This window comes from Caballeronia sp. KNU42 (assembly GCF_053760385.1).
In genome coordinates, this window is record NZ_CM132388.1 from 1,512,181 (window position 1) to 1,537,934 (window position 25,754).

21 protein-coding genes, 2 tRNA genes and 3 rRNA genes are annotated in these 25,754 nt (G+C 57.2%); 10 read left to right on the plus strand and 16 right to left on the minus strand.

Going from position 1 to position 25,754, the window contains the following annotated elements:
- Positions 1-70 precede the first annotated feature (70 nt).
- The 3 genes from ACSOSP_RS06665 to hemP all read left to right on the plus strand — a co-directional run bounded on the left by ACSOSP_RS06665 (position 71) and on the right by hemP (position 1,430).
- Positions 71-481: an OsmC family protein gene (locus tag ACSOSP_RS06665; protein WP_455310220.1), complete on the plus strand. Its 411-nt coding sequence runs from the start codon at positions 71-73 to the stop codon at positions 479-481.
- A 55-nt stretch (positions 482-536) separates the two neighbouring features.
- A complete protein-coding gene (locus ACSOSP_RS06670) occupies positions 537-1,028 on the plus strand; it encodes an SRPBCC family protein (protein ID WP_455310221.1) in 492 nt (163 codons plus the stop codon).
- Between the two features lie 141 nt (positions 1,029-1,169).
- On the plus strand, positions 1,170-1,430 hold the full coding sequence (gene hemP / locus ACSOSP_RS06675; protein ID WP_455310222.1) for a hemin uptake protein HemP: 261 nt from the start codon (positions 1,170-1,172) through the stop codon (positions 1,428-1,430).
- A gap of 298 nt (positions 1,431-1,728) precedes the next feature.
- Here the strand turns inward: hemP and ACSOSP_RS06680 are convergent, their stop codons facing one another.
- The 6 genes from ACSOSP_RS06680 to uvrB all read right to left on the minus strand — a co-directional run bounded on the left by ACSOSP_RS06680 (position 1,729) and on the right by uvrB (position 7,921).
- Positions 1,729-2,142 carry a GlcG/HbpS family heme-binding protein gene (locus tag ACSOSP_RS06680; RefSeq protein ID WP_455310224.1) on the minus strand — a complete coding sequence of 138 codons (414 nt, stop codon included), beginning with the start codon at positions 2,140-2,142 and terminating at the stop codon, positions 1,729-1,731.
- Positions 2,143-2,198: 56 nt separating this feature from the next.
- Positions 2,199-3,605, minus strand: coding sequence for a 4Fe-4S binding protein (locus ACSOSP_RS06685; RefSeq protein ID WP_455310225.1), 1,407 nt, complete (start codon positions 3,603-3,605; stop codon positions 2,199-2,201).
- The gene (locus tag ACSOSP_RS06690) at positions 3,602-4,447 is read right to left on the minus strand and encodes an FTR1 family iron permease (RefSeq protein WP_455310227.1); all 846 of its coding nucleotides are present in this window, start codon (positions 4,445-4,447) and stop codon (positions 3,602-3,604) included. Before ACSOSP_RS06690 ends, ACSOSP_RS06685 begins: the two co-directional genes overlap by 4 nt.
- An 80-nt stretch (positions 4,448-4,527) precedes the next feature.
- Complete coding sequence (locus tag ACSOSP_RS06695; protein WP_455310228.1) at positions 4,528-4,881, minus strand: cupredoxin domain-containing protein; 354 nt, start codon at positions 4,879-4,881, stop codon at positions 4,528-4,530.
- A gap of 79 nt (positions 4,882-4,960) precedes the next feature.
- Positions 4,961-5,509 carry an iron transporter gene (locus ACSOSP_RS06700; RefSeq protein ID WP_455310229.1) on the minus strand — a complete coding sequence of 183 codons (549 nt, stop codon included), beginning with the start codon at positions 5,507-5,509 and terminating at the stop codon, positions 4,961-4,963.
- A gap of 318 nt (positions 5,510-5,827) precedes the next feature.
- On the minus strand, positions 5,828-7,921 hold the full coding sequence (uvrB, locus tag ACSOSP_RS06705; protein WP_455310231.1) for an excinuclease ABC subunit UvrB: 2,094 nt from the start codon (positions 7,919-7,921) through the stop codon (positions 5,828-5,830).
- Between the two features lie 520 nt (positions 7,922-8,441).
- Here uvrB and ACSOSP_RS06710 point away from each other — a divergent pair.
- A complete protein-coding gene (locus tag ACSOSP_RS06710) occupies positions 8,442-9,641 on the plus strand; it encodes an amino acid aminotransferase (protein ID WP_031359092.1) in 1,200 nt (399 codons plus the stop codon).
- Between the two features lie 118 nt (positions 9,642-9,759).
- On the opposite strand, the gene ACSOSP_RS06715 is transcribed toward ACSOSP_RS06710, so the two are convergent.
- Both ACSOSP_RS06715 and ACSOSP_RS06720 read right to left on the minus strand, forming a co-directional pair.
- Positions 9,760-11,007 carry a DUF3734 domain-containing protein gene (locus tag ACSOSP_RS06715; protein WP_455310233.1) on the minus strand — a complete coding sequence of 416 codons (1,248 nt, stop codon included), beginning with the start codon at positions 11,005-11,007 and terminating at the stop codon, positions 9,760-9,762.
- A gap of 68 nt (positions 11,008-11,075) precedes the next feature.
- Positions 11,076-11,873: a 3-hydroxybutyrate dehydrogenase gene (locus tag ACSOSP_RS06720; RefSeq protein WP_455310234.1), complete on the minus strand. Its 798-nt coding sequence runs from the start codon at positions 11,871-11,873 to the stop codon at positions 11,076-11,078.
- Positions 11,874-12,116: 243 nt separating this feature from the next.
- On the opposite strand from ACSOSP_RS06720, the gene ACSOSP_RS06725 reads away from it, so the two are divergent.
- Together ACSOSP_RS06725 and ACSOSP_RS06730 are read left to right on the plus strand one after the other, a co-directional pair.
- Positions 12,117-13,088: a potassium channel beta subunit family protein gene (locus ACSOSP_RS06725; RefSeq protein WP_455310235.1), complete on the plus strand. Its 972-nt coding sequence runs from the start codon at positions 12,117-12,119 to the stop codon at positions 13,086-13,088.
- A gap of 169 nt (positions 13,089-13,257) precedes the next feature.
- Positions 13,258-14,103: a 23S rRNA (adenine(2030)-N(6))-methyltransferase RlmJ gene (locus ACSOSP_RS06730; RefSeq protein WP_455310236.1), complete on the plus strand. Its 846-nt coding sequence runs from the start codon at positions 13,258-13,260 to the stop codon at positions 14,101-14,103.
- Positions 14,104-14,124: 21 nt separating this feature from the next.
- Here ACSOSP_RS06730 and ACSOSP_RS06735 read toward each other — a convergent pair whose 3' ends face one another.
- Positions 14,125-14,691 (minus strand): hypothetical protein, encoded by a 567-nt coding sequence (locus ACSOSP_RS06735; RefSeq protein ID WP_455310237.1) that lies wholly within the window; start codon positions 14,689-14,691, stop codon positions 14,125-14,127.
- A 174-nt stretch (positions 14,692-14,865) separates the two neighbouring features.
- Between ACSOSP_RS06735 and copM the strand changes: the two genes are divergently transcribed.
- A complete protein-coding gene (gene copM / locus ACSOSP_RS06740; protein WP_455310239.1) occupies positions 14,866-15,279 on the plus strand; it encodes a CopM family metallochaperone in 414 nt (137 codons plus the stop codon).
- 94 nt (positions 15,280-15,373) lie between these two features.
- On the opposite strand, the gene ACSOSP_RS06745 is transcribed toward copM, so the two are convergent.
- Entirely contained in the window at positions 15,374-15,520 is a 147-nt protein-coding gene (locus ACSOSP_RS06745) for a DUF3563 family protein (protein ID WP_087882081.1), read from the minus strand.
- Positions 15,521-15,794: 274 nt separating this feature from the next.
- On the minus strand, positions 15,795-16,181 hold the full coding sequence (cueR, locus tag ACSOSP_RS06750; RefSeq protein ID WP_455310240.1) for a Cu(I)-responsive transcriptional regulator: 387 nt from the start codon (positions 16,179-16,181) through the stop codon (positions 15,795-15,797).
- A gap of 98 nt (positions 16,182-16,279) precedes the next feature.
- On the opposite strand from cueR, the gene ACSOSP_RS06755 reads away from it, so the two are divergent.
- Complete coding sequence (locus tag ACSOSP_RS06755) at positions 16,280-16,486, plus strand: heavy-metal-associated domain-containing protein (RefSeq protein WP_455310241.1); 207 nt, start codon at positions 16,280-16,282, stop codon at positions 16,484-16,486.
- Positions 16,483-17,409, plus strand: a complete 927-nt coding sequence (locus ACSOSP_RS06760) for a dTDP-4-dehydrorhamnose reductase family protein (protein ID WP_455310242.1) — start codon at positions 16,483-16,485, stop codon at positions 17,407-17,409. Before ACSOSP_RS06755 ends, ACSOSP_RS06760 begins: the two co-directional genes overlap by 4 nt.
- 225 nt (positions 17,410-17,634) lie before the next feature.
- On the opposite strand, the gene rrf is transcribed toward ACSOSP_RS06760, so the two are convergent.
- The 5 genes from rrf to ACSOSP_RS06785 all read right to left on the minus strand — a co-directional run bounded on the left by rrf (position 17,635) and on the right by ACSOSP_RS06785 (position 23,018).
- Positions 17,635-17,747: ribosomal RNA gene (gene rrf / locus ACSOSP_RS06765) — 5S ribosomal RNA — on the minus strand.
- A 243-nt stretch (positions 17,748-17,990) separates the two neighbouring features.
- A 23S ribosomal RNA gene (locus tag ACSOSP_RS06770) occupies positions 17,991-20,871 on the minus strand.
- Between the two features lie 327 nt (positions 20,872-21,198).
- Positions 21,199-21,274, minus strand: a tRNA-Ala gene (locus ACSOSP_RS06775).
- A 64-nt stretch (positions 21,275-21,338) separates the two neighbouring features.
- Positions 21,339-21,415 (minus strand) — tRNA-Ile (locus ACSOSP_RS06780).
- Positions 21,416-21,485: 70 nt separating this feature from the next.
- Positions 21,486-23,018: ribosomal RNA gene (locus ACSOSP_RS06785) — 16S ribosomal RNA — on the minus strand.
- Together the 16S, 23S and 5S rRNA genes with 2 tRNA genes alongside form the textbook arrangement of a ribosomal RNA operon.
- Positions 23,019-23,683: 665 nt before the next feature.
- Here ACSOSP_RS06785 and ACSOSP_RS06790 point away from each other — a divergent pair.
- Positions 23,684-24,898 carry a DUF2863 family protein gene (locus tag ACSOSP_RS06790; RefSeq protein WP_455310243.1) on the plus strand — a complete coding sequence of 405 codons (1,215 nt, stop codon included), beginning with the start codon at positions 23,684-23,686 and terminating at the stop codon, positions 24,896-24,898.
- Positions 24,899-25,754 lie beyond the last annotated feature (856 nt).

The following is a 25,754-nucleotide window of genomic DNA, read 5'->3' on the forward strand; positions in this document are numbered from 1 at the left end:
GTGCCGCGCCGTTTTATCGTCTGCTTTTAATACCCGCATTGTCTGTCCAACACTCACTCCGGAGTACCGCATGGCCGAAAAGTTTGTGACGCCGCCTGTCAGCGCCCATATCGGTGCGACTGATTTTCAGGTTTCGCTGAGCGATGGCCAGCATGACTGGATCGCCGACGAACCGTCATCACACGGTGGCGCAGATACCGGCCCTACTCCCCACAGCCTGTTGCTGTCGAGTCTGGGCGCGTGTACGTCGATCACGCTGAAGATGTACGCGAAGCACAAGGCGTGGCCGCTTGAAGCGGTGCACGTGACGCTTACGCTGGACATCTCGCCCGAGGGCACCGTGATCGATCGCCGGATCCTCCTGACCGGCGAGCTCGATGAGACCCAGCGGGAACGGCTCTTGCAGATTGCAAATGCGTGTCCCGTGCACAAGATTCTCAGCGGCACGATCATGATTCAGTCGGGCCTTACGCCTGCATAAGCGGCGGCATAAGCGGCTTGCCGGCCAATCGAACAAACCCAAGGAAACTGTCGTTTTGAATTTCGAACACCTCATCCAGATCAACGACCCGCTCAATCCATTCGTGGAATCGATGACCCGCGAACAGGTCTGGCAAGGACTCGTGTTGCGCGCGGAACAGCCGCAATTATTCGTGATCGGCCTGGATCGCTGTGTGATCCTGTCGCGCGTCGGCGACGTGCTCGAACGCGAACTGCACTACGGTCAGGCCATCGTGCGTGACCGCGTGACGCTGATCCCCGAAGCCAGTGTTCGCTACGACATCCTGCCGACCGCCGAATACGTGGGCGGCTCGCTGACCATGGCCATCGAGCAACCGGACGAGCTTCAGTTGTTTCTGCGTTTCACTTACGCCACGACGTTGCCTGTCGCCGACGATCCACAGGCGAGCGTCGACGCGCTTCAGACACAGGAAATCGTGAAGTCGGCGTATCGGGAAGCGGATATCGACACCGTCCGGCTGATCCGGCAATTCGCTCACGGCAATCTCGAAGGCCCGCTGCACTGAAGCACGGCCACGTTTCGATGGTTTCGGCAAGCGGACAGTCAATAACTATCGAAACGTGTGATCGATGAATACTTCGTTGTTGTAAATGGGAATGGTTATCATTAAGATTACTCCATCGACTCAACGAACGGACTCTTCGACATGACCGACATCCTGCGCTCCAACACGCTTCGGCTACGTCGCCCGGTCGAACGCTCCGCGGCAGCAAGCCTCTCGCGGCCCAGGACGGCTGCTGTAACGACCGCGCGTGCTGCGCCGTCGAGCAGCGTGTCGGACAGTGGCGAGCGGTCGTTACGCAGCGACACCTTGCTGCAAGGTCACACCTACATCAGCATCATGCATAACGGTGAAACGTATCAGTTGCGCGCGACGCGCCTGGGCAAGCTGATTCTCACCAAGTAACAGGCAAGAGCACAAAGCGACACGCAGGACAGGATTGCAGTACCGGGTATTGTGGGGACCACCTCTTCGAGAGGTGTTTGGCAGTAGCCAGCAATGACGGCTTGCACGCGAGAATTAGACCCCTTCGTGCAAACACCAGCCAGTCGTCGATAGCCAGCGAAGCCGCTTTTTTTGGTTCCCGTCATGTGCTTTGAAGAGCACCATCAGTTAAACAAAAAGCACGTTTTCGCGAGAAAACGTGCTTTTGTATTTAGGCCGATGAGCTTCAATCGGCCTTGATTAAAACTGCTTCCGAGCCTTAAACGCTCTCGATCCCCAATGCCGCAATACCCGCTCGCGCCACTGCAGCATCCTGGTCCGACTTCACGCCCGACACACCTACCGCGCCGACAATATCCGCACCCACCACGATCGGCACGCCGCCTTCCAGCATGGCCGTCATCGGTGCGCTCAGGAACGCCGTACGGCCTTGCTTGATCATGTCTTCATACACTTTCGTTTCGCGCCGGCCGAGCGCGGCGGTGCGGGCCTTACCCGCCGACATCTCGGCGGTGCTCGCGCCCGCGCCATCCAGCCTGTGCAGGTGAAGCAGATGACCGCCGTCATCGACGACAGCAATCGACACGCACCACTTGTTCGCCAATGCATGCGCTTCAGCTGCGGCTGCGATGGTTTTTACGTCGACGTCGGTCAATACGGGTTTCGTTCTCATTGGGTCACCTGTTGGGATAGTCGTTGCGTTGATAAATTCTCTCGATACCCGCAACGTTACCGCGAAAAGCCCCAGAACATCAGGTACCAGGCGCTATCGACAACGGCGAGCGCGGCGATGAACCATAGCATCGCGGCACTTTGCATGACAAAACGCCCGGATGCATACCGGCCGATCACGCGCCACGCCAACCACGCGCTCCACAGGTTTGCGACGCCGAGCAAGCCGAGACGGACGTCGGTCACCCACCAAAGCGGCAAGTGCTCGGCACGCAGCAATGACACGGTCGTCGCCGATAAACCCAGGAACACGCCGCATCCCGCCACGGGAATCAGCGCCTGCGTCAGGTGATGCAGGCGTGTGAAACTGAAGCGCCCGAGCATACGCGTGCCGGCGGCCAGCAAGGCGAGAAGCGCCGTGCCATACACAAGCCCCGTCACCACGATATAACCCACGACCATCCCGCCGTCGAGCCACGAGAAGACATCGTTTTGTTCGGGGTAATGCGTGAACAGGAACCAGGGCGCGTTTGTATCGAGCGGCCAGAGCATATTGCGATCGATCAGCCACGACGCAAAGATCTGCTTCAAGTCGACGAACCACGTGCTCACGGTCCAGTGGAACGCGCCAATCGCAATGCCCAGCAAGCCGTAGAGGATCAGCGCGGTGTCCCACGGATTCGCCTGTTTATCGCCGAGTTGCACGACTTCGGCCGAGGGCGAGCGCCACTCGAGCGAAATAGCGTCCCGATGCCCGCTGCAACGACCGCACATATGGCAGTCCGACGCACCTTTCATGGCGCGCAGCGGCACGAGCGGCGCGCAGTTGACAGGGATCACGCGATGCCCGTGCTCACCCTCTCTATACGAGCGGCGCCACGCGTCCTCGTTGACCTTGTAGTGGAACGGCGCGAGGCGCGCCAGAAGCGAAAATACCCCGTTCACGGGGCAGAGATACTTGCACCACACGCGTTTCTCGCGCCCATATAACACGCCGACAATCATGGCGCCGACGGTCGAACCTCCGAGCACCAGCAACACGGCTTTAGGATATTGATAAACGCTGACCATCTGGCCATAGATGGTGGTGATGCCGAACGCGACAAACGGCCAGCCGCCCCAGCGCAACCAGCGTGGAATTGCCCATCCGCGGCCGAACTTGCTCGCAAACTCGGTCAGTGCACCTTCGGGACACAGCACGCCGCACCACACGCGGCCGAGCATCACCATGGAGAGCAGGACGAACGGCCACCAGATACCCCAGAACACAAACTGCGCGGCCAGGGTCAGGTTCGTCCAGAGATGCGCGCTGCCATCCGGCAGCGGCAGGACGGCTGGAACCAGAATCAGAAATGCATACACGGCAACCACGATCCATTGAATGCCGCGGATCGTACTGCCGTGTTGTTGCATCCATTGCCCGGCTTGGCGGAGGCGGCCGGGCCGGTTCATCACGTCGCTCATGCTGCTCTTCTCACCGATTTCTGCGCCATCCGGTTTTTCGATAGGCGCAGCAGCAGGAAGACCACGGCCCAATACACCGCGTATGCAATCAGGTTCATGCCGGCGGGATGCGCGCGATAACCCGTCAGCGTGGCGACCAGCGAGCCGAAAGTGCTGGAGTCATCGAGCAGCCAGGACGTATTCCACACCTGGTTCATGACGACGGGCAGGATCTCCTTGTCGATGAGTTTATCGACACCCGTTTCAAACAGACCCGCCGCGAGGAACAACAGCATGATTTCCGTCGCGCGGAAAAAGAGCCGCCACGAGAAAATCTTGCCGCCAAGCTGCAGCAGATAAAACGTCAGGAACGCCAGCGCCAGACCGATCGCGACCGCCAGATACTGCATGGGATCGACGTGGCCCGACTGACCGAAGCCGAGGCCGTACAGGAAAATCACGGTCTCGCTGCCTTCCCGCGCAATGGCGAGCGCAACCAGCAAGGTCACGCCCCACCAGTTCGCGTTCTGCTTGCTCTTTTCCAGCGACGCTTCCATATCCCGTTTCATGGAGCGCCCGTGGTGCTTCATCCACAGCACCATTTGGACGATCAGCACGCATGCGGCCAGGACCATTCCGGTCTGAAAATAATCCTGTGCATCGCCTGAGAGCTCTTCCGTGAATCCGACCAGCGCCGCGCCCAGGGCGACTGCCGCCAGCAACCCCGCCGCCACACCGGCCCACAAATACGGAATGCCGCGACGCGCGTCGGCGTCGCCATTTTTCAGCCATGCATACAGGATGCCGACGACCAGCAGCGCCTCGACACTCTCCCGCCACACGATGAAAAGAACCTGACCCATCACTTACCTCCGCTCTTGCAGGCCGAAGTGGTTTGCGCGTGACGCTGGATGGACAGCGCGCGAACCGGCCCGGCGTGACCTTACTTCGCGACGATGACACCCTGCGCCGACTGATGAAAGTCGTCGAAGAACTTGTATTCGCCCTTATCCAGCGGCGCGATTACAACGAAGGAATCGGCGCCGGGCGCGAGCACTTTTTCCTTGCGCAACTGGATACTTTCGAACTCCGCCGCACCCTTGCCAACGTTGTGCACTTCGATCTTGATGCGCTGCCCCGCCGGCACTTCGATACGCGCGGGATTCAGCTTGCCGTCGTTCATTTCCAGCTTGAAGGTCGGCAGGTCCTCCGCTTGCGCTGCTGTGACACTGGCGAACCATCCGGCCGCCAAGGCCAGCGACAGCGAGGTGACGACCAACTTGTTTTTGCGTTGCATGCGTGCTTCCTGGCTGCGGCGTCCGGTCCGACGTTTCACTTCACTCGAGTTCACGTGGCCGTACGCCTGGCTCGAATACTCAGTAACCGCCCTTCTTGCCGATGCCGGCAAACGGGAAATCGTATTCGATCGTGTAGGGCTTGAACCACGCACCCACGCCGGTTTCCTTATCGACGTGGCGGCCGAACGCCATGTGGCCGGTTTGCATCGGCGGCGCGATGTTGAGTTTCATGTGGTATTTGCCCGGGCCGAACAGCTTTACGTTGTCGCCGTAATGCGGGCCGTCGCTCGCGACCATGGCCATCATGTCGCCCTTGATGCTTTGCGTGGTTCCGACCTTGGTCAGTTCGTACGTCACTTGCAGATAAGGCATCCAGTCGCCTTCCGCGAAGCCGTTCGGATTGTTCTTCACGGCGTGGATGTCGGCTTCAAGGTGGACGTCCGAATCCGATGCCTTGCGCATCATGCCTTCCGGTTCCATGGTGATCGGCTGCAGATACACCGCGCCAACTTCCATGCCGTTCTCGATGTGCTGCTTGCCGATCGGATATTCGGCAGCCGATGCCGACGCCATTGCCACCAATGCAACTGCGGCCACCGATCCGCGTACCAAAGTTGAAACCCGCATCCTTCACTCCTTCTTGTTATTGATCAGCTCGCCGCTATGCCTGCGCTCGACCTGATCCGGTCAGCTCACCGATCGATCCGGCATCGGTGATAGGAAATTGCAATATAGATGTAACGTACAACGTTAATACGAACCATTCTCAATGGGACAGGAGTTTAGCACCGATCGGAAAGCGCAACAATTTGAAGGAGATTAACAAGCCTTGCGCGTGTTAGGTTTTTGGGATAACTGAAGAATTTTCAAGACAACATATGGGGCAAAAAAAAACGCGGCGAACCCTCCCGGGTTGCCGCGTTTTTTACGCTAAAACGCTTACGTTCAGCTGATGCCCGTAATGTGGTCGCCTACATTGGCGCCAAACACGCGCTGTCTCAGAAGCGACAGTTGGTCGCGAGTCTGCGCAGCTTTTTCGAACTCGAGGTTCTTCGCGTGGTCCATCATCTGCTTTTCGAGACGCTTGATTTCCTTCGATAGCTGCTTCTCGGACATATCCTCGAACTTCGCACGCGTCTGCGCTTCCTTCAATTCGGCGCGCGCGTCGTCGGCGTTATAGACACCGTCGATGATGTCCTTGATCCGCTTGGTCACGCCGCGTGGCGTGATACCCATCGCGAGGTTATGCGCGATCTGCTTCGCGCGGCGCCGCTCGGTCTCGCCGATCGCACGCTTCATCGAATCCGTTATTTTGTCGCCGTAGAGAATCGCCTTGCCGTTCACGTTACGCGCAGCCCGACCCACCGTCTGGATCAGCGAACGTTCGGCGCGCAGGAAACCCTCTTTGTCGGCATCGAGGATCGCGACCAGCGACACTTCCGGGATATCCAGCCCTTCTCGCAGCAGGTTGATCCCGACCAGCACGTCGAACGTGCCGAGGCGCAAATCGCGAATGATTTCCACGCGCTCGACCGTGTCGATATCGCTATGCAGGTAGCGCACCTTCACGCCGTGATCCGCGAGAAACTCGGTGAGTTGTTCGGCCATGCGCTTGGTCAACACCGTGACCAGTACGCGTTCATGCACTTTGACGCGCTCATTGATCTCGCCGAGCACGTCGTCCACTTGCGAGCGCGCCGGACGTACTTCAATTTCGGGATCGACCAGACCGGTCGGACGCACAAGCTGTTCGGCCACCTGCCCCGCCGTGCGGTTTTCGTAATCGGCCGGCGTAGCCGACACGAAAATAGCCTGGCGCATCTTACGTTCGAATTCGTTGAACTTGAGCGGCCGGTTGTCCAGCGCCGATGGCATCCGGAAACCGTAATCGACGAGATTCTCCTTGCGCGCCCGGTCGCCGTTGTACATGCCGTTTAACTGACCGATCAGCACGTGCGACTCGTCGAGCAGCATGAGCGCGTCGGGCGGCAAATAATCGACGAGCGTTGGCGGCGGTTCGCCTGCCGCCGCGCCGGAAAAGTGCCGCGAATAGTTCTCGATTCCCTTGCAAAAACCCAGTTCCTGCAGCATTTCCAGATCGAAACGCGTGCGCTGTTCGAGCCGTTGCGCCTCCACCAGCTTGCCATCCTTGTGGAAAAACTCGAGCCGTTCGCGCAATTCCAGCTTGATTGTCTCGATAGCGCGCATCACCGTGTCGCGCGGCGTCACATAGTGCGACGACGGATAAACGGTGAAACGCGGAATCTTGTTGCGCACGCGGCCGGTGAGCGGATCGAAGAGTTGCATCGACTCGATTTCGTCGTCGAACAGCTCCACGCGCACGGCCATTTCAGCGTGCTCCGCCGGAAAGATGTCGATGGTGTCGCCCCGCACGCGAAACGTCCCGCGTGAAAAATCGGCTTCGTTGCGGCTGTACTGCATCGCGATCAGGCGCGCGATGATGTCGCGCTGGCCCATCTTGTCGCCCGTGCGCAGCGTCAGAATCATCTTGTGATATTCCGACGGATTGCCAATACCGTAAATGGCCGAAACCGTCGCCACGATCACCACATCACGGCGCTCGAGCAGGCTTTTTGTCGCCGAGAGCCGCATTTGCTCGATGTGCTCGTTGATCGACGAATCCTTCTCGATAAACAGGTCGCGCTGCGGAACGTACGCTTCCGGCTGGTAATAATCGTAGTAAGAAACGAAGTATTCGACTGCATTGCGAGGAAAAAACTCGCGAAACTCCGCATAAAGCTGTGCGGCAAGCGTCTTGTTCGGCGCGAACACAATGGCCGGCCGGCCCATGCGCGCAATCACGTTCGCCATGGTGAACGTCTTGCCGGAGCCGGTTACGCCGAGCAATGTCTGGAATGACAGACCGTCCTCGATCCCTTCCACGAGCGTTGCGATTGCCGTCGGCTGGTCGCCCGCCGGCGGGTACGGTTGGTAAAGCTGGAACGGAGAGCCTTCGAACCTGACGAACTTGGATTCGTCGAGGGTTTCGTCGGTTTCGAGTAGCGGGGTATCGGACATGAGGGAGAAGTGCCTTGGCCGAGAGCAAACACCCATTCTAGCGGTTCACGCTGGAGCGGGTTTGGTCGGCGAATCAGGATTGATGGAACAGGTTTCAGGCGATTCGTGCCGGACTTTCACACGATGCCTTCTGTTTTCAAGATGGGGCGCCCTTACCGAATCGCAAGTGATTGTTTTGGCGAGTGAAAGCTTCGCGATCATGTTCCGGCACGTGGCGGGAACTTGTCTGTGTTTGCATAAAAAATCGGCAAATTTCCGGAAAAAAATAGCGAAATCGCGGGTTTCTTCCATTTCGCGACGCCGAAAAGCACCGCCCGATTCGTTACAATGCCGAACTGGGGTTTTCATCGATGGGACGGAGTTTTGTTGGAGTTTTGTTGGCTCCGGTTGGCTCCTTGAGGTCCGGTTTGCCCCGCTTTTCCAGCCGCTGATCTGCCGATTGGCTGGCGAACAGTTGCTGATTGGCTGTGCCCCCCATCCCGACCACCCGTGCCGTCTTATCCACTACCGCCGATAAATCATGTCTCTTTTCTCAGCCGTCGAGCTTGCCCCCCGTGACCCGATTCTGGGCCTGAACGAAGCCTTCAACGCCGATCCGCGCACGACCAAGGTCAACCTCGGCGTAGGTGTGTATTTCAACGAAGAAGGCAAGATTCCGCTCCTGCGCGCCGTCCGCGAAGCCGAAAAAGCGCGTACGGAACTTGCCGCTCCGCGTGGATATCTGCCCATCGAAGGCATTGCCGCCTATGACGCAGCCGTGCAAAAGCTGCTGCTTGGCGACGATTCTCAGCTGATCGCCGATGGCCGCGTGATCACGGCCCAGGCGCTGGGCGGAACGGGTGCGCTCAAGATTGGCGCCGACTTCCTGAAGCGGCTGAATCCCACGGGCAAAGTCGCCATCAGCGACCCGAGCTGGGAAAACCATCGCGCGTTGTTCGAATACGCGGGTTTTGAAGTCGCGAACTACCCGTACTACGAGGCAGCCACGCACGGCGTGAAATTCGACGCCATGCTGGAAGCGTTCAACAGCTACCCGGCCGGAACGGTCGTGGTACTGCACGCGTGCTGCCACAACCCGACTGGCGTCGACCTGACCCCGGCGCAATGGCAACAGGTCGTGGAAACGGTCAAGGCACGCTCATTGGTGCCGTTCCTCGATATCGCCTACCAGGGTTTCGGCGAGAACATCGACGCTGACGCTGCGGCCGTACGCCTCTTCGCCAAGGCGGATATCAACGTATTCGTGTCGTCGTCGTTCTCCAAATCGTTCTCGCTGTATGGTGAGCGCGTGGGCGCGCTGTCGATCATCACGAGCTCGAAGGAAGAAGCCACGCGCGTGTTGTCGCAATTGAAGCGCGTGATTCGCACGAACTATTCCAATCCGCCGACGCACGGCGGTTCAGTCGTCGCCGCGGTCCTCGCTTCGCCCGAATTGCGCGCCACGTGGGAACAGGAACTCGGCGAAATGCGTGACCGGATTCGCGCAATGCGCAACGGTCTGGTGGAGCACATCAAGGCAGCGGGCGTGGAGCGCGACTTTGGCTTCGTGAACCAGCAGCGTGGCATGTTTTCTTACTCAGGTCTGACCTCGCCGCAAGTCGATCGCCTGCGCGAGGAGTTCGGGATCTACGCCGTCAGCACGGGCCGCATCTGCGTGGCCGCGTTGAATACGCGCAATCTTGAAGTGGTGGCTAACGCCATCGCGACTGTGCTGAAGTAAGTTTGGTTTTCGTGGTTTCTAAAAACGGTGCTCCGTGTGAGCGCCGTTTTTTTGTGGTCACGGGGATGCTGCGGACAGGGAACGGCCGCTCGCGGTAGTTTGCGGTAGTTACCGCCGATCAACGCCCGTCGCGATGAATGTCGTGAGTGATGAAACCCGCCTCGTTGTTCGGCATATCAAGCCAGTCGGGACGCGAGAGCGTGCCGCGGATATCGGACAAGCCGCTTTCCCAGTGCTCACGCATGGTTGAAAGTCCAAACTGAAAATCCTTGTAGTTCCCCTCGTACTCTTTATGCCGGTAGATGAGGTGGATGACGTTAAAACGCTTCGAGCACGCAAGTTCCTCCGCCGTCTTGCACCACGGGTCGCTGTTGCGGATGTCAACCGGCACCTTGTCCAGCACTTCCCTCAAGACGTTCCGAAAGCGTTGTGATCGCTGCAAGGTGTCGGTAACTAGTCGCGTCCGGCTGGAGTACTGGATGTCCTTCACGCGCCCCATCACGTCGACGATGCTGTCCGGCACCGGTCCACGCGCGCTCCACAGATCGACCTGGAACGCGAGCGTGTCGCGACGCGGCGTAGTCTGCACGATCTCGTACAGCGGTGTATTGGACATCAGGCCACCGTCCCAGAAATACTCGCCATCAATTTCGACGGCCGCGAAACCCGGCGGCAATGCCCCCGACGCCATGAAATGCTCCGGCCGCAACTTCATATGCGTGTTGTCGAAATAAGCGAAATTACCGGTCGCTACGTTCACCGCACCCACCGACACCCGTGTCTCACGCGAGTTGATCCGGTCGAAATCGCAGAAGCGTTCGAGCGTGCCCTTCAGCGGACGCGTGTCATAGAAGCTCGCCGTGCCCGGCTCACCCGCAGCCAGCGGTGACGGCGGCGGGAAACGCGGCACGAAGAATCCCTTCTGCCCTTCGACCAGCGCGCTCGCAGCCTGCATGGCCGTGAACGCCTTGCGGATCTCATCGGTAGAATTGAAGAAAGCGTGTTCGACAAAAGCGGGTAACGGCGGCATGAAGGCGGGCTGGCAGATCGTCTCCCAAAACTCAAGCAGACGCGGGACGCGATCCTCTGGCGCGTTCCCCGCAATGATCGCCGTGTTCAACGCGCCAATGGAGATCCCGGCAATCCAGTTCGGGTGAATGCCGGCCTCGTTCAGCCCCTGATATACGCCCCCTTGGTAAGCACCGAGCGCCCCACCACCTTGCAGCATCAACGCGATGGTTTCATAAGGCGGCAACTTGATGCGCCCGTCCGCTTCAGGTCCACCCGCGGCAAACACCTCGGGCGGCTCGCCACAGTCAAGGGACGTCACCTTGCGAGGCTCCTTCGTCGACCTCTCCCGTTTCATCCCTTTCGTCTCATTGTGTCCACGTGCACTGCCCGTTCGCTCTACCATCGAAACTCCTGTTTCAAGCCTTACTGCATGTACCAGCCGTGGCTCACCACGACCGATTGTCCCGTGAGCGCAGCCGTGGGAAACGCTGCCAGGAACAGAACCGTTTGGGCCACGTCTTCCACCGTTGTGAAGACCCCGTCGACCGTACCGCCGAGCATCACGTTCTTGACCACGTCCTCTTCGCTGATACCCAGTTCCTTCGCCTGTTCAGGGATTTGCTTGTCGACGAGCGGCGTGCGCACGAAACCCGGGCATACCACATGCGAGCGCACGTGATGCTTCGCTCCCTCTTTCGCAAGCACTCGAGCCAGTCCGAGCAACGCGTGCTTAGCGGTGACATAAGCGGACTTGAGCGCCGACGCCTCGTGCGAATGCACGGATCCCATATAGATCACGACGCCGCCACGATCGTCCTTGTACATGTGCTGGAGCGCGGCTTTCGTGGTCAGAAACGCCCCGTCGACGTGGATAGCCTGCATCTTCTTCCAGTCCGAATACGCGTAGTTTTCGATCGGATTGACGATCTGCACCCCGGCATTCGACACCAGGATGTCAACCGAGCCGAATTCCGCCGCCACTCGATCAATACCTGTGTTCACCGCCTGTTCGTCGGTAACGTCCATCACCACGCCTAACGCTCGGCCGCCCTGCGATCTGATTTGATCGGCCACAGCGTCCGCAGCCTCCTGATTCAGATCCGCTATGGCGACCGCCGCACCCGCCTCCGCAAAAGTCAGGGCGATTTGTTTCCCGATCCCGCTCGCCGCGCCCGTGACCACCGCCACCTTGCCCGCCAGACTCGCATTCAGTGATGTCATTTGCCGCCCCTCCTCTGTTCAGGTTCGGACAATGAAACCACGCAACGCCGCGCCGATCAACCTCGATAAATGTCATAGACCTTTCGGTCAGCTATTCGATGCCATCCCATCGGGTTATCGTTGGTCACACATTCAATGAACGTAAACGTCGGCAAGCGGAGCGCCGCTACGCGAATCCTGAAATCGGATTAAGCTCTGAAACCCGCTTGAAGCAGCTCAAACCGGAAACTGGAGATCACGCACATGAACTATCGTCGGCTAGGACGTTCCGGCCTGCAGGTCAGCGAATTGTCGATCGGCTCGTGGGTAACCTACGGCACGCAGGTCGACCATCGCGCGGCGCGCGAGTCGCTCGCTGCAGCCCGCGATCACGGTGTAAATTTCTTTGACAACGCCGAGGTCTATTCCAGAGGCAAGTCCGAAGAAATCATGGGCCGCGCGCTTAAAGAACTCGCGTGGCCGCGGGTGAGCTACGTTGTGTCGACCAAATTTTTCTTCGGTATCGGCGAAGGGCCGAACCAGCAGCAAACGCTGAGCCGCAAGTACCTGCATAACGCCATTGACGGGTCGCTTGCCCGTCTGCAACTCGATTACGTCGATCTCGTGTTTTGCCATCGACCCGATCCGCATACGCCGATCGAAGAAACCGTTTGGGCAATGAGCGACATCATCGCGCGGGGCAAAGCGCTGTACTGGGGCACGTCGGAATGGAGCGCGGACGAGATTCGCACGGCGTACGATATTGCCGAGCGGCATCATCTCCACAAACCGGTGATGGAGCAGCCCGAATACAACCTCCTGCATCGCAAGCGGGTCGAGAACGAATACAAGCGCCTCTATGAAGACATTGGACTGGGCCTGACAACCTGGAGTCCGCTGGCCTCCGGGCTGCTTACCGGCAAGTATCGTGATGGCGTTCCATCGGACAGCCGTGCGCAGCTTCAAGGTTACGAATGGTTGGCCAAGAAGCTGACGGACAAGGGCGCGAACAACGTTGTTGGGCGGCTTGCGGAAGTATCCGACCAGCTTGGCTGCTCGCTTGCACAGCTTTCGCTCGCCTGGATTTTGCTGAATCCGAATGTCAGCACTGTCATTACGGGCGCTTCGCGAGTCGAGCAGATTCACGAGAATATGAAGGCTATTGATGTCGTGCAAAAAATCACGCCCGAGATCAAGCAGCGCATCGAGGAAATCGTGGGCGACGCGTTCGTTTGAGTTTGACGGGCTCGTCTGACGCGTTGATCCTGGACAAGCAGGGTCGTCGGCTACAATAACGACCCTGCTGCGTGCGCCTTATTGTGCCGTACAGCGCCTTCGTCTCGGCGCTCAGCTTCGTCCGTCCGGCTCAGGCCGCGTTCATTCTCGTCTCGCTCACTCATTTGCCATGCTCAGTTACCGACACGCCTTTCACGCAGGCAACCACGCAGACGTGCTGAAACACGCGGTCGTCGTGCAGTTGCTGCAACACCTTGCCCAGAAGGACAAGGCGTTCTGGTATATCGACACCCACGCCGGCGCCGGCGTGTATTCGCTGACCGACGGATTTGCGACCAAGACGGGCGAGTTCGAGACAGGCATTGCCAAAATCTGGACCAAGCGTGATTTGCCGGGTTTGCTCAAGGATTACGTCAAAGAGGTCAAGGCGCTGAATGCGGACGGCACGTTGCAGTTTTATCCCGGCTCGCCCTACCTCGCTTGGCGGGTAATGCGCGAACAGGATCGCATGCGCTTGTTCGAGCTGCATTCCACCGAAATCGACGTGTTGCGCCACAATTTTCGCGATGCCGGCCGGCGTGCCGTGCTCTTCGAAGGCGACGGTTTCGAGGGCATCATCAAGCTGTTACCCCCACCACCGCGCCGCGCACTGGTTCTAATCGATCCGTCCTATGAAGACAAGCGCGACTACGCGCGTACGCTCAACTGCCTCGAGGAAAGCCTGAAGCGCTTTGCGACCGGCACGTACGCAATCTGGTATCCGCAAGTGACCCGGCTGGAGTCCCAACGTTTCGCCGATCAACTGAAGCGTGTGCAGCCCAAAAATTGGCTGCATGCGTCATTGACCGTGAGCAAACCTCCCGTCGACGGCTTTGGGCTTTTCGGGAGTGGCATGTTTATCGTGAACCCGCCGTATACGCTCGCAGCTGAGTTGAAAGAGACGCTGCCCTATCTCGTCGACACACTCGGTCAGGACAGCAAGGCGGCGTTCAAACTCGAACATCGCGGCGACTGAAAACGCCTGTACCGTTCGCCGTTAATCAAGCGACGTGGTAACCGAACCACTTACGGTACGGGGGTTCGACGACCGGGTTGGCACGGTCGCCACAGGGTTCGGTGTTGCGACCGTTTTCGGCGTAGCGACGGATATCGGTGTGATTATCGGGGGCTGCTGCGCGGGAGACTTCGGCGCTTGCGGCACGGCAGGCTGCGTTAGAGCCGAGGCCGGGGTTTGAGCACCGGTTGGCACGCCGGAAGACGCGCCCGAATGCGAAGACGCCGAATGCGGCCGATGCCGGTAATTGGACGGTGCCTGTGAACCCGTTGGGGAACCGTATCCCTGCGCGTCATGATGGCCGCCCTGCTGAAGATCGATATAAGGCGAAACGATGATCGTCTGCTGATCTTGCTGCGGCAATTCGGGCAACGTGGCCATTGGGTGCGCGGGCACCATGCCCGAACCATTTAGCGGACCCGTCTGCAGGACGGTGCCGCCTGCTCCGCTGTGAATCCCGGTCTGCGTATCCAAAATAAGCGGCTGACCGCCTGCCTGGGCGAATGCATCCAGGATCGGCAAACTTAGAGTCAGGCAAAGAGCCGCCATCGCCGCACATTTGATAGGTCGAAGTTCTTGACTCACAGCGCCCCCTTGGCGAATGAATGATCGCCGACACGCATATCGGTCCGACTCATTTCACATCATATAAAAGCGCTTTACCTTACCGCGATGGCAAGCTTTAAGCTAGCTCTCCCGAAAGTCGACATTCAAGGAGATTCGATGACGTTCCCGAAAACCTTCCTCGCTGGCGCAGCCGCGTTTGCAGTCTCAATCGTTGTCTCGATGCCCGCCGCGTTTGCACAAACGCCGGCATCCTCAGCATCGATGGCGGGCATGGATATGTCAGCCGCAAGCGCTAACCAGGGTGATTCTGCGTCGACGAAGGAGTTCCAGGCAGCCGATCATTCGATGATGTCCGGCATGTCCGGTGTCGAGTACACCGGACATGCCGATCACGATTTTGTCGCGCACATGATCCCGCACCACGAGGGCGCCGTTGCGATGGCAAAGGTCGAGTTGAAGTACGGCAAGGACGCCAAGTTGCGGGCCTTGGCCAAGGAGATCATCGCTTCGCAAGACAAGGAGATCGCGTTCATGAAGCAATGGATCGCAACGCATCCTCAGAAAAAATGAGTACCTTGCCCTGATTGGCGAGAGTAGCCCAAAAACGACAAAGCCCCGCATGCGGGGCTTGTTCGATTTTTCGGCCGGGTGTTCTCGGCGGAAATTACAGCGAGTAGCCTTCGGTTTCCAGCGAGCGGATACGCTTTTCGAGCTGGACGATATCCGACGATTGCGCCAGATATTCTTCACGACGATTACGTTCGGCGGTTTCAAACCAGATGCTGACTTTTTCGAGCAGGAATGCAAACATGATTTTTTCTCCAAGGATTTCAAATGAATCCCCGGCGGTTCGGGTCAGGGATATCCCTCGAAAGGGTTAACCCGAATTATAGAGGAACCACGCTGGAGGTGTTAGTGAAATGCTTGCATTGGGTGCATTCTTTTTTGGAATGGTGCATGCACCGCTTCAGAACAAGTGGTTGATTTCGCTAGTTTTCTCGCAAATTTTCAAATCAGAACATTGAATTAGCACATTTGTGGTGCACAAATCAAGCGAACAGGCATGCCAAGCTGCACCAATACGGTCATTCGGCCAGTCTTTCCAGAATGGGGCAATCTGGGCGTCCGTCACCGTGGCAATTAATCGCCAAATGAGCGAGCGTGTCCCGCATATCCGTGAGTTCCGCGATCCGCCTGTCCAGCTCCGCGACATGTTCGAGCGCGATTGCCTTGACTTCTGCACTGGCGCGCTGCCGGTCCTGCCACAAGGCCAGGAGTTTGCGAATATCGTCGACCAGAAAGCCCAGCCGGCGCGCTTGCCGAACAAAACGAAGCGCATGAACCTCCTGGGTCCCGTACATCCTGTACCCCGATGTGGTCCGGTCAACCGGTGGTAAAAGCCCAACGCTTTCGTAATACCGAATCATCTTGGCCGTCACGCCGGACGCGCGAGCCGCTTCGCCGATGTTCATCGCACATACTCCCAAATTTTTCCATGGACTCTACACCTTCCAACGATAGGAAGGTATAGCATGGTTCGCTCTTACAAAAACCCAGGCAAGGAATTGATATGGCTGAATTCAAGGTAGAAGGCATGAGTTGCCAGCATTGCGTCGCCGCAGTCACACGTTCGATCCATGAAATCGACTCCGGGGCGCAAGTTCAAGTGGATCTCGAGCACGGACGTGTTGTGGTGACATCGACCGAAGGCATCGATGCGCTCAAGGAAGCGATCGATGAGGCGGGCTACACAGTCGTATCGGCGAAGGCCGCATGAATCAGGGGACGCAATTCAAGGTTGCATTGATCGGCGCATCCGGGTTGCTTGGGCGCGCCGTCGCGAATGAACTGGGTGCGATAACCCGGTGGCAGGTGGTACGCACGGCATTCCGTCATGGTGACGCGAGCACCATCACGCTCGATATCCGCGATGAAGGCGCCGTGCGCCGGTTCATCGCTGACCAGGCGCCCGACGCCATCGTTGTGGCTGCGGCCGAACGGCGTCCAGACGTTTGTGAGAATAACCCAGTGCTCGCACGAGCGTTGAATGTCGACGCATTGAGATTTATTGCGAGCGTCGCGCAGGGAACCGGTTCGTGGATCCTCTCCATCTCGACCGACTATGTCTTCGATGGCACACGACCGCCCTATCAGCCGGACGATGTGCCAAATCCCCTTAACGCCTATGGTCGCAGCAAGCTTGACGGAGAGCAGGCACTGCTGAGATCGGGTGCGCGGTCCTGCGTGCTGCGTTTACCGCTCCTGTATGGTCCGGTGATCGACTGGGGTGAGTCGGCGGTAACAAGCTTGACGCCAGCAATCGTGGCATCTGTTGGCGGAGCCGCACCCGCGGTGATGGACGATTGGGCAACGCGCTACCCTACCTTTACGCCCGACGTGGCGGTCGTAATCCGGCAACTGCTGGAGCGGCATGAAATCGGTCAATCTGTTACCGGCGTGATGCACTGGTCCGGCGATGAGCCGATGACGAAGTTCGACATTGCGCAGCGAATCGCGCAAGTGCTGAATATTGATGCCCGCATCACGGCACAACGAACGCCGATTGATGCTACGCCGCGTCCACGAAACTGCCATCTCGCTTCGAATGCGTTGGAAGTTTTGAAGATTGGACAACGAACCCCTTTTGAGACCGCGATCCGCACGGTACTGCAAAACTGGCCACGTCCAACAAACGTGTGACAGGCCGTGAAATTCGACCATAGCCAACCAGGCGATGTCCGAATCGCTGCTTGGCGAATAATTGAACGCAACGACAGTTACTTCAACGATCACATGGGACACTCGATTCGAGCGCGAAGAACTTCACGAATCGGTTATTTGAAGCATGAGCCCGAAACGCAAAAACCCCACCTTTTCGGGGTGGGGTTTCTGGGAGCTGCTTAGAGTGCGAGCAGCGCATGAGGAGCCTGACGATTACCTACTTTCACACGGGTATCCGCACTATCATTGGCGTGGAGTCGTTTCACGGTCCTGTTCGGGATGGGAAGGGGTGGTACCAACTCGCTATGGTCATCAGGCATGAGGGGGTGTTGTAGCGCTTGAGGGCGTTACAACCAATCTGGGGAAGAAGTAGTCGAGCGCATGTGTTGAGCACGCCTCGTTATTACTGGTGTTGCTTTGGGTTGTGTTTGTTACTAGGCACAACATGATCTCAACCTAGGCGTGCGTGAGCCTTTCGCTCATCAAGACCCCGCGCTTCGCGCGGGATGGGGCATCCATAAGTGCTAAAGCACTAACGGCTGCCGACACACACTGGTTATAGGATCAAGCCTTACGGGCAATTAGTATCAGTTAGCTTAATGCATTACTGCACTTCCACACCTGACCTATCAACGTCCTGGTCTAGAACGACCCTTCAAGGAGCTCGAAGCTCCAGGGATATCTCATCTCAAGGCGAGTTTCCCGCTTAGATGCTTTCAGCGGTTATCTCTTCCGAACATAGCTACCCGGCGATGCCACTGGCGTGACAACCGGTACACCAGAGGTTCGTCCACTCCGGTCCTCTCGTACTAGGAGCAGCCCCCTTCAAATATCCAACGCCCACGGCAGATAGGGACCAAACTGTCTCACGACGTTTTAAACCCAGCTCACGTACCTCTTTAAATGGCGAACAGCCATACCCTTGGGACCGGCTACAGCCCCAGGATGAGATGAGCCGACATCGAGGTGCCAAACACCGCCGTCGATATGAACTCTTGGGCGGTATCAGCCTGTTATCCCCAGAGTACCTTTTATCCGTTGAGCGATGGCCCTTCCATACAGAACCACCGGATCACTATGACCTGCTTTCGCACCTGCTCGACTTGTCGGTCTCGCAGTTAAGCACGCTTATGCCATTGCACTATCAGCACGATTTCCGACCGTACCTAGCGTACCTTCGTACTCCTCCGTTACACTTTGGGAGGAGACCGCCCCAGTCAAACTGCCTACCATGCACTGTCCCCGATCCGGATCACGGACCAAGGTTAGAACCTCAAACAAACCAGGGTGGTATTTCAAGGACGGCTCCACCGAAACTAGCGTTCCGGTTTCATAGCCTCCCACCTATCCTACACAGATCGGTTCAAAGTCCAATGCAAAGCTACAGTAAAGGTTCATGGGGTCTTTCCGTCTAGCCGCGGGGAGATTGCATCATCACAAACACTTCAACTTCGCTGAGTCTCGGGAGGAGACAGTGTGGCCATCGTTACGCCATTCGTGCAGGTCGGAACTTACCCGACAAGGAATTTCGCTACCTTAGGACCGTTATAGTTACGGCCGCCGTTTACCGGGACTTCAATCAAGAGCTTGCACCCCATCATTTAATCTTCCGGCACCGGGCAGGCGTCACACCCTATACGTCCACTTTCGTGTTTGCAGAGTGCTGTGTTTTTATTAAACAGTCGCAGCCACCAGTTTATTGCAACCCCTTCACCCTTTGCGCGCAGGCGCATCAAGCTACAGGGGCGTACCTTATCCCGAAGTTACGGTACCAATTTGCCGAGTTCCTTCTCCCGAGTTCTCTCAAGCGCCTTAGAATACTCATCTCGCCCACCTGTGTCGGTTTGCGGTACGGTCTTGTTAAACTGAAGCTTAGAGGCTTTTCTTGGAACCACTTCCGATTGCTTCTTCGCCTAAGCGAATGGCCTCGTACCCTTGAATTCCGCGCCCGGATTTGCCTAAGCGCCTTCTCCAATACAAGGACCGGGACTTCCAACACCCGGACAACCTTCCGCGATCCGTCCCCCCATCGCATTTAACAATGGTGCAGGAATATTAACCTGCTTCCCATCAGCTACGCATTTCTGCCTCGCCTTAGGGGCCGACTCACCCTACGCCGATGAACGTTGCGTAGGAAACCTTGGGCTTACGGCGAGGGGGCTTTTCACCCCCTTTATCGCTACTCATGTCAGCATTCGCACTTCCGATACCTCCAGCACACTTTTCAATGCACCTTCACAGGCTTACGGAACGCTCTCCTACCATGCGAGATAAATCTCGCATCCGCAGCTTCGGTATATTGCTTAGCCCCGTTACATCTTCCGCGCAGGACGACTCGATCAGTGAGCTATTACGCTTTCTTTAAAGGGTGGCTGCTTCTAAGCCAACCTCCTGACTGTTTTAGCCTTCCCACTTCGTTTCCCACTTAGCAATATTTGGGGACCTTAGCTGGCGGTCTGGGTTGTTTCCCTCTTGACACCGGACGTTAGCACCCGATGTCTGTCTCCCGTGATTGCACTCTTCGGTATTCGGAGTTTGCTATGGCGTAGTAATCCGCAATGGACCCCACAACCATGACAGTGCTCTACCCCCGAAGGTGATACACGAGGCACTACCTAAATAGTTTTCGGAGAGAACCAGCTATTTCCAAGTTTGTTTAGCCTTTCACCCCTATCCACAGCTCATCCCCTAATTTTTCAACATTAGTGGGTTCGGTCCTCCAGTACGTGTTACCGCACCTTCAACCTGGCCATGGATAGATCACTTGGTTTCGGGTCTACGCCCAGCAACTGAACGCCCTATTCGGACTCGCTTTCGCTACGCCTGCCTTAATCAGTTAAGCTTGCTACTGAACGTAAGTCGCTGACCCATTATACAAAAGGTACGCCGTCACCCCTTGCGAGGCTCCGACTGTTTGTATGCATGCGGTTTCAGGATCTATTTCACTCCCCTCCCGGGGTTCTTTTCGCCTTTCCCTCACGGTACTGGTTCACTATCGGTCGATCACGAGTATTTAGCCTTGGAGGATGGTCCCCCCATCTTCAGACAGGATTTCACGTGTCCCGCCCTACTTGTCGTACACCTAGTTCCACACATCCGCTTTCGCCTACAGGGCTATCACCTGCTATGGCCACACTTTCCAGAGTGTTCGGCTAGCGGTCGTGCTAAAGAGTACAGGCTGATCCCATTTCGCTCGCCACTACTTTGGGAATCTCGGTTGATTTCTTTTCCTGCGGTTACTTAGATGTTTCAGTTCACCGCGTTCGCTTCACGTAACCTATGTATTCAGTTACGGATGACCCAGAAGGGCCGGGTTTCCCCATTCGGATATCGACGGATCAAAGCTCGTTTGCCAGCTCCCCGTCGCTTTTCGCAGGCTACCGCGTCCTTCATCGCCTGTGATCGCCAAGGCATCCACCACATGCACTTGTTCGCTTGACCCTATAACGAGTGTGTCTCTCCAAACACCACCCAGGTTGCCCCGGACCGTGTTTTTCTTCACCCCGCTATAGGTTGAGTATTCGTGTTGCGCCGTATTCCAAAGCGATCTTTCGATCACTTTTTCATACATTGATACAATCACAACCCTGATTCACCTACTCACACACCCATCTCTAAGTGTATTTTCGTGAATCTCTTTACTACTTCTTCCAGATTGTTAAAGAACGACAGCATCATTTAAAGCGCCATGCCTTAAATGATTTACTGACTGGCTCAATCGCCAATGCGTAATCACTCTCTTTACAAAGAATGCTATGCATTGATGATTGGTGGAGGATGACGGGATCGAACCGACGACCCCCTGCTTGCAAAGCAGGTGCTCTCCCAGCTGAGCTAATCCCCCAGTACCTTGATGCTTGAGGGTCTGCATTTATCATTCACGTTCTTTCAAACGCGCGAAGAGTAAATGGTGGGTCTGGTTGGATTCGAACCAACGACCCCCGCCTTATCAAGACGGTGCTCTAACCAACTGAGCTACAGACCCTTAGCCTGTCTTCTTACAGCCGATAAGCGTGAGCGCTTTAGCACTTCACTTTAATACGTTTGAGCTCGAGAAAGGAGGTGATCCAGCCGCACCTTCCGATACGGCTACCTTGTTACGACTTCACCCCAGTCATGAATCCTACCGTGGTGACCGTCCTCCTTGCGGTTAGACTAGCCACTTCTGGTAAAACCCACTCCCATGGTGTGACGGGCGGTGTGTACAAGACCCGGGAACGTATTCACCGCGGCATGCTGATCCGCGATTACTAGCGATTCCAGCTTCACGTAGTCGAGTTGCAGACTACGATCCGGACTACGATCGGTTTTCTGGGATTAGCTCCCCCTCACGGGTTGGCAGCCCTCTGTTCCGACCATTGTATGACGTGTGAAGCCCTACCCATAAGGGCCATGAGGACTTGACGTCATCCCCACCTTCCTCCGGTTTGTCACCGGCAGTCTCCTTAGAGTGCTCTTGCGTAGCAACTAAGGACAAGGGTTGCGCTCGTTGCGGGACTTAACCCAACATCTCACGACACGAGCTGACGACAGCCATGCAGCACCTGTGTATCGGTTCTCTTTCGAGCACCCCCACCTTTCAGCAGGGTTCCGACCATGTCAAGGGTAGGTAAGGTTTTTCGCGTTGCATCGAATTAATCCACATCATCCACCGCTTGTGCGGGTCCCCGTCAATTCCTTTGAGTTTTAATCTTGCGACCGTACTCCCCAGGCGGTCAACTTCACGCGTTAGCTACGTTACTAAGTCAATGAAGACCCAACAACTAGTTGACATCGTTTAGGGCGTGGACTACCAGGGTATCTAATCCTGTTTGCTCCCCACGCTTTCGTGCATGAGCGTCAGTATTGGCCCAGGGGGCTGCCTTCGCCATCGGTATTCCTCCACATCTCTACGCATTTCACTGCTACACGTGGAATTCTACCCCCCTCTGCCATACTCTAGCTCGCCAGTCACAAATGCAGTTCCCAGGTTAAGCCCGGGGATTTCACATCTGTCTTAACGAACCGCCTGCGCACGCTTTACGCCCAGTAATTCCGATTAACGCTCGCACCCTACGTATTACCGCGGCTGCTGGCACGTAGTTAGCCGGTGCTTATTCTTCCGGTACCGTCATCCCCCCACTGTATTAGAGCGAAGGTTTTCTTTCCGGACAAAAGTGCTTTACAACCCGAAGGCCTTCTTCACACACGCGGCATTGCTGGATCAGGGTTTCCCCCATTGTCCAAAATTCCCCACTGCTGCCTCCCGTAGGAGTCTGGGCCGTGTCTCAGTCCCAGTGTGGCTGGTCGTCCTCTCAGACCAGCTACAGATCGTCGCCTTGGTAGGCCTTTACCCCACCAACTAGCTAATCTGCCATCGGCCGCCCCTATAGCGCGAGGTCCCGAAGGATCCCCCGCTTTCTTCCGTAGATCGTATGCGGTATTAATCCGGCTTTCGCCGGGCTATCCCCCACTACAGGACACGTTCCGATGTATTACTCACCCGTTCGCCACTCGCCACCAGGGTTGCCCCCGTGCTGCCGTTCGACTTGCATGTGTAAGGCATGCCGCCAGCGTTCAATCTGAGCCAGGATCAAACTCTTCAGTTCAATGCCTGTTACTGTTTTCTATTCTTGCGAATAGGTCGCTCACTCAACGTACTGACAAGTTCCTCCCATCTTCCCTTTTACAGAAAGACGCTCAAAACCTACCTTAATACTAGTGTGAGACTTGATACTTTCGCTTCACGGCAGCACTTCCCGAGTTACCCCGGAAAACACCGCCACGCTTTAAAGCAAAACACCAAGCGCCCACACTTATCGGCTGTTAGTTTTTAAAGAACATTCGCTACCCACCGCACGATCCCTACCCTCAGAACCCTGCCGCTTTCGCGTCGCTGCATCTGCAGCACAGAAACGAGATTATGTCCTGCGTTTCGCTTTTCGTCAACAGGTTTTTTACTCAACCCCGACTTTCCGATTCGCTGCGAAGCCCGTCCTGCTTGGCTTTGCGGCATCCTCTAAAACGATACGCACCCACCACTTTCTCACTTCCCTTCGCCTCTTCGTGAAGCGAAGGAACGGAATTCTAGTGCCCGTTTCTCACTCGCGCAAGGGGTTCGCGAAAAGAATTTCAACGACTCGTTTTTCACGGTAACGAGGGGACGCAAAAGGGGCACTCAAAGCCGGCATCGCAGGGAGGCCGCGCACTAATGGTCCAACCGGACGCATAGCGACTACAATCTAAGGTTCTCTGCACCTGATAACTGCCTCCTATGCGCTCGCGAATCGCCAAACGACTTCCCCCGGATGCCGACAAGCTCGTCGGTCTTTCGCTCTCGCTCTTCGCATCGGGTAGCCGTATAGAAGACCGGTTCTGGGAAGCGCGTCTCGACACCCTTCTCGGGAAAATTGTGCGCAACGGCAATCAGACTGCGCTCGATGCCGCGCTCGATCATCTTCAACTCAAGTTTCCCGACGCATACGGCGCGCTTGCCGATATGGCGGAAACACAAAGCGAATCGTTCGCGATCGAGATCGACGGCGTGCCGCACGAAGCACTGCTCATCGCAGCACCCGTGCTCGCCTGGACGCGGTACTCGATTCCGTCCGGGCCGCTCAAGGCCGACGTGGTCGACGCCTTGCGCGCTCAACTGCAAGCGCATGTGCTGGCGGAAGGCGCGAAGGCGGCGGTTGCACCGTACCTCTATAGCATCGACCAGTTGCCGCGCCATCATGTGGAAACGGCGCGTGTCGCGCAGCAACTCATACAAACCGTGCTCGGCAACGCGCCGGCGCGCCTGCACCTAGGTGACCTGCCTGAAACCTCACCGATCCTCGCCGATCCGCGCTTTCTTCTTGCGATGGCCATCGTGCCCGCCGGTGACGCGCTGTTTCGGTGGCAAGAGGAAACGGCCGGCGCCCGGATTGAACGTGGCCAGTGTCTTGAACACTGGGCGACCCAGGGCGGCGCCAGTTTTGCAGCCATCCTGCCCGGTTGCGAATTCGAATGCCTGTTGCCGGATGCCTACTACTCGGCATGCCGTGACGCCGACGAACAGGTTCGGCCGCACTCGGTCCGCACCGCCGTTCGTTACCTGTTCGACACACTCGGCACGACGCCTGATGAACTACGCGCCGTGATTGCGGGGTTCGGTGAGCAACGCGTGGACGAATATCGGATCGGATTTACGCGCCGTGGCAGCAACGACGTGATTTATGGCGTCGTCTGGCCACTTTACGGACGGGAAAACGGCGAGATCAACGCAGCGGAAGAAGCGGCCGAACTGGAAGGCGCGGATGGCCCGGTAGAAGAGATCGTTGCGTTGTTGAAGCGCTCGGGTGTGACCGACGTTCGTCGGCATACCGGCCGGTTCGAGCCGGAATACTGCGACGATTGCGGCGTGCCGCTGTATGCGGATCCGCTCGGGGAGATCGTCCATGCGGAAATGCCGGAAGACGCTGAGCCAGCACAGCCGCATTTTCACTGACTAAGGGTTGAAGGCGTTTACGGCACGCGCGTCGAACGTTGTCACCCTCCCCTGGCGCGCACCGCGGCAAGCGATGAGGAGGTTACCGTCTCGACGTGCGAAACCGAGATGCAGCGCAAACCCTGCGGGCCCAACTTCAGCCTCCTGATCCGACACAAAAAACCGTTCCAGCGCCCATTGGAACGGTTTTTTTTTGCGCGCCGCACTCGTAACACCCGACTACCGATCGCACGTAACGTCGCCGGAATCCGCGCCACGCGAACAAACGGGTACGCTCCAGCCCCTCGCGAAATAAAACCCATTTCACAAAGCAGTCCCAAGCGCCGCGTTCGCTACCGCAATGAAGCGTTTTGGACAGTTGATCGCCCTATCGTCCATGCGATGCGATCCGGGCAACTGCCTCCTCCTCGTGGTTTCATCTCCTGAGCCCGATCCACCGCTCCGTCGGCACTACTGAGCCGACAAAATCAATGCGCGAAGCAGCGAAAAGCTCAAGGCACTTGCTGCGTTGTCAGATCAAAACAACGCGGCCAACGGATTTGAGCAAGAACAACCCGAAATACCCGCATGCATTGCCATGCCGCAGCACGAAAGCGCGCTTCAGATAAGTCTTGTCACACCTCCCATTCACACCTTCATTTGAGAATCATCCCGATTTCAGCCGCAGACAATTAAGACTCGTCCTAACAAAGCTGCCCCGAACAGAAATTAATTCGCAAAATCAACCGTCAGGCGAAATACAGCCCGGGATTTTGTGCGTAATGCCTATGCCATTCGGTCAGGGCGTAATTTCGGCCGCGATTGGTCATTATTGGTTCAGCAGCACATCGCCCGCCCGGAAGTGGGCATCGCGCCG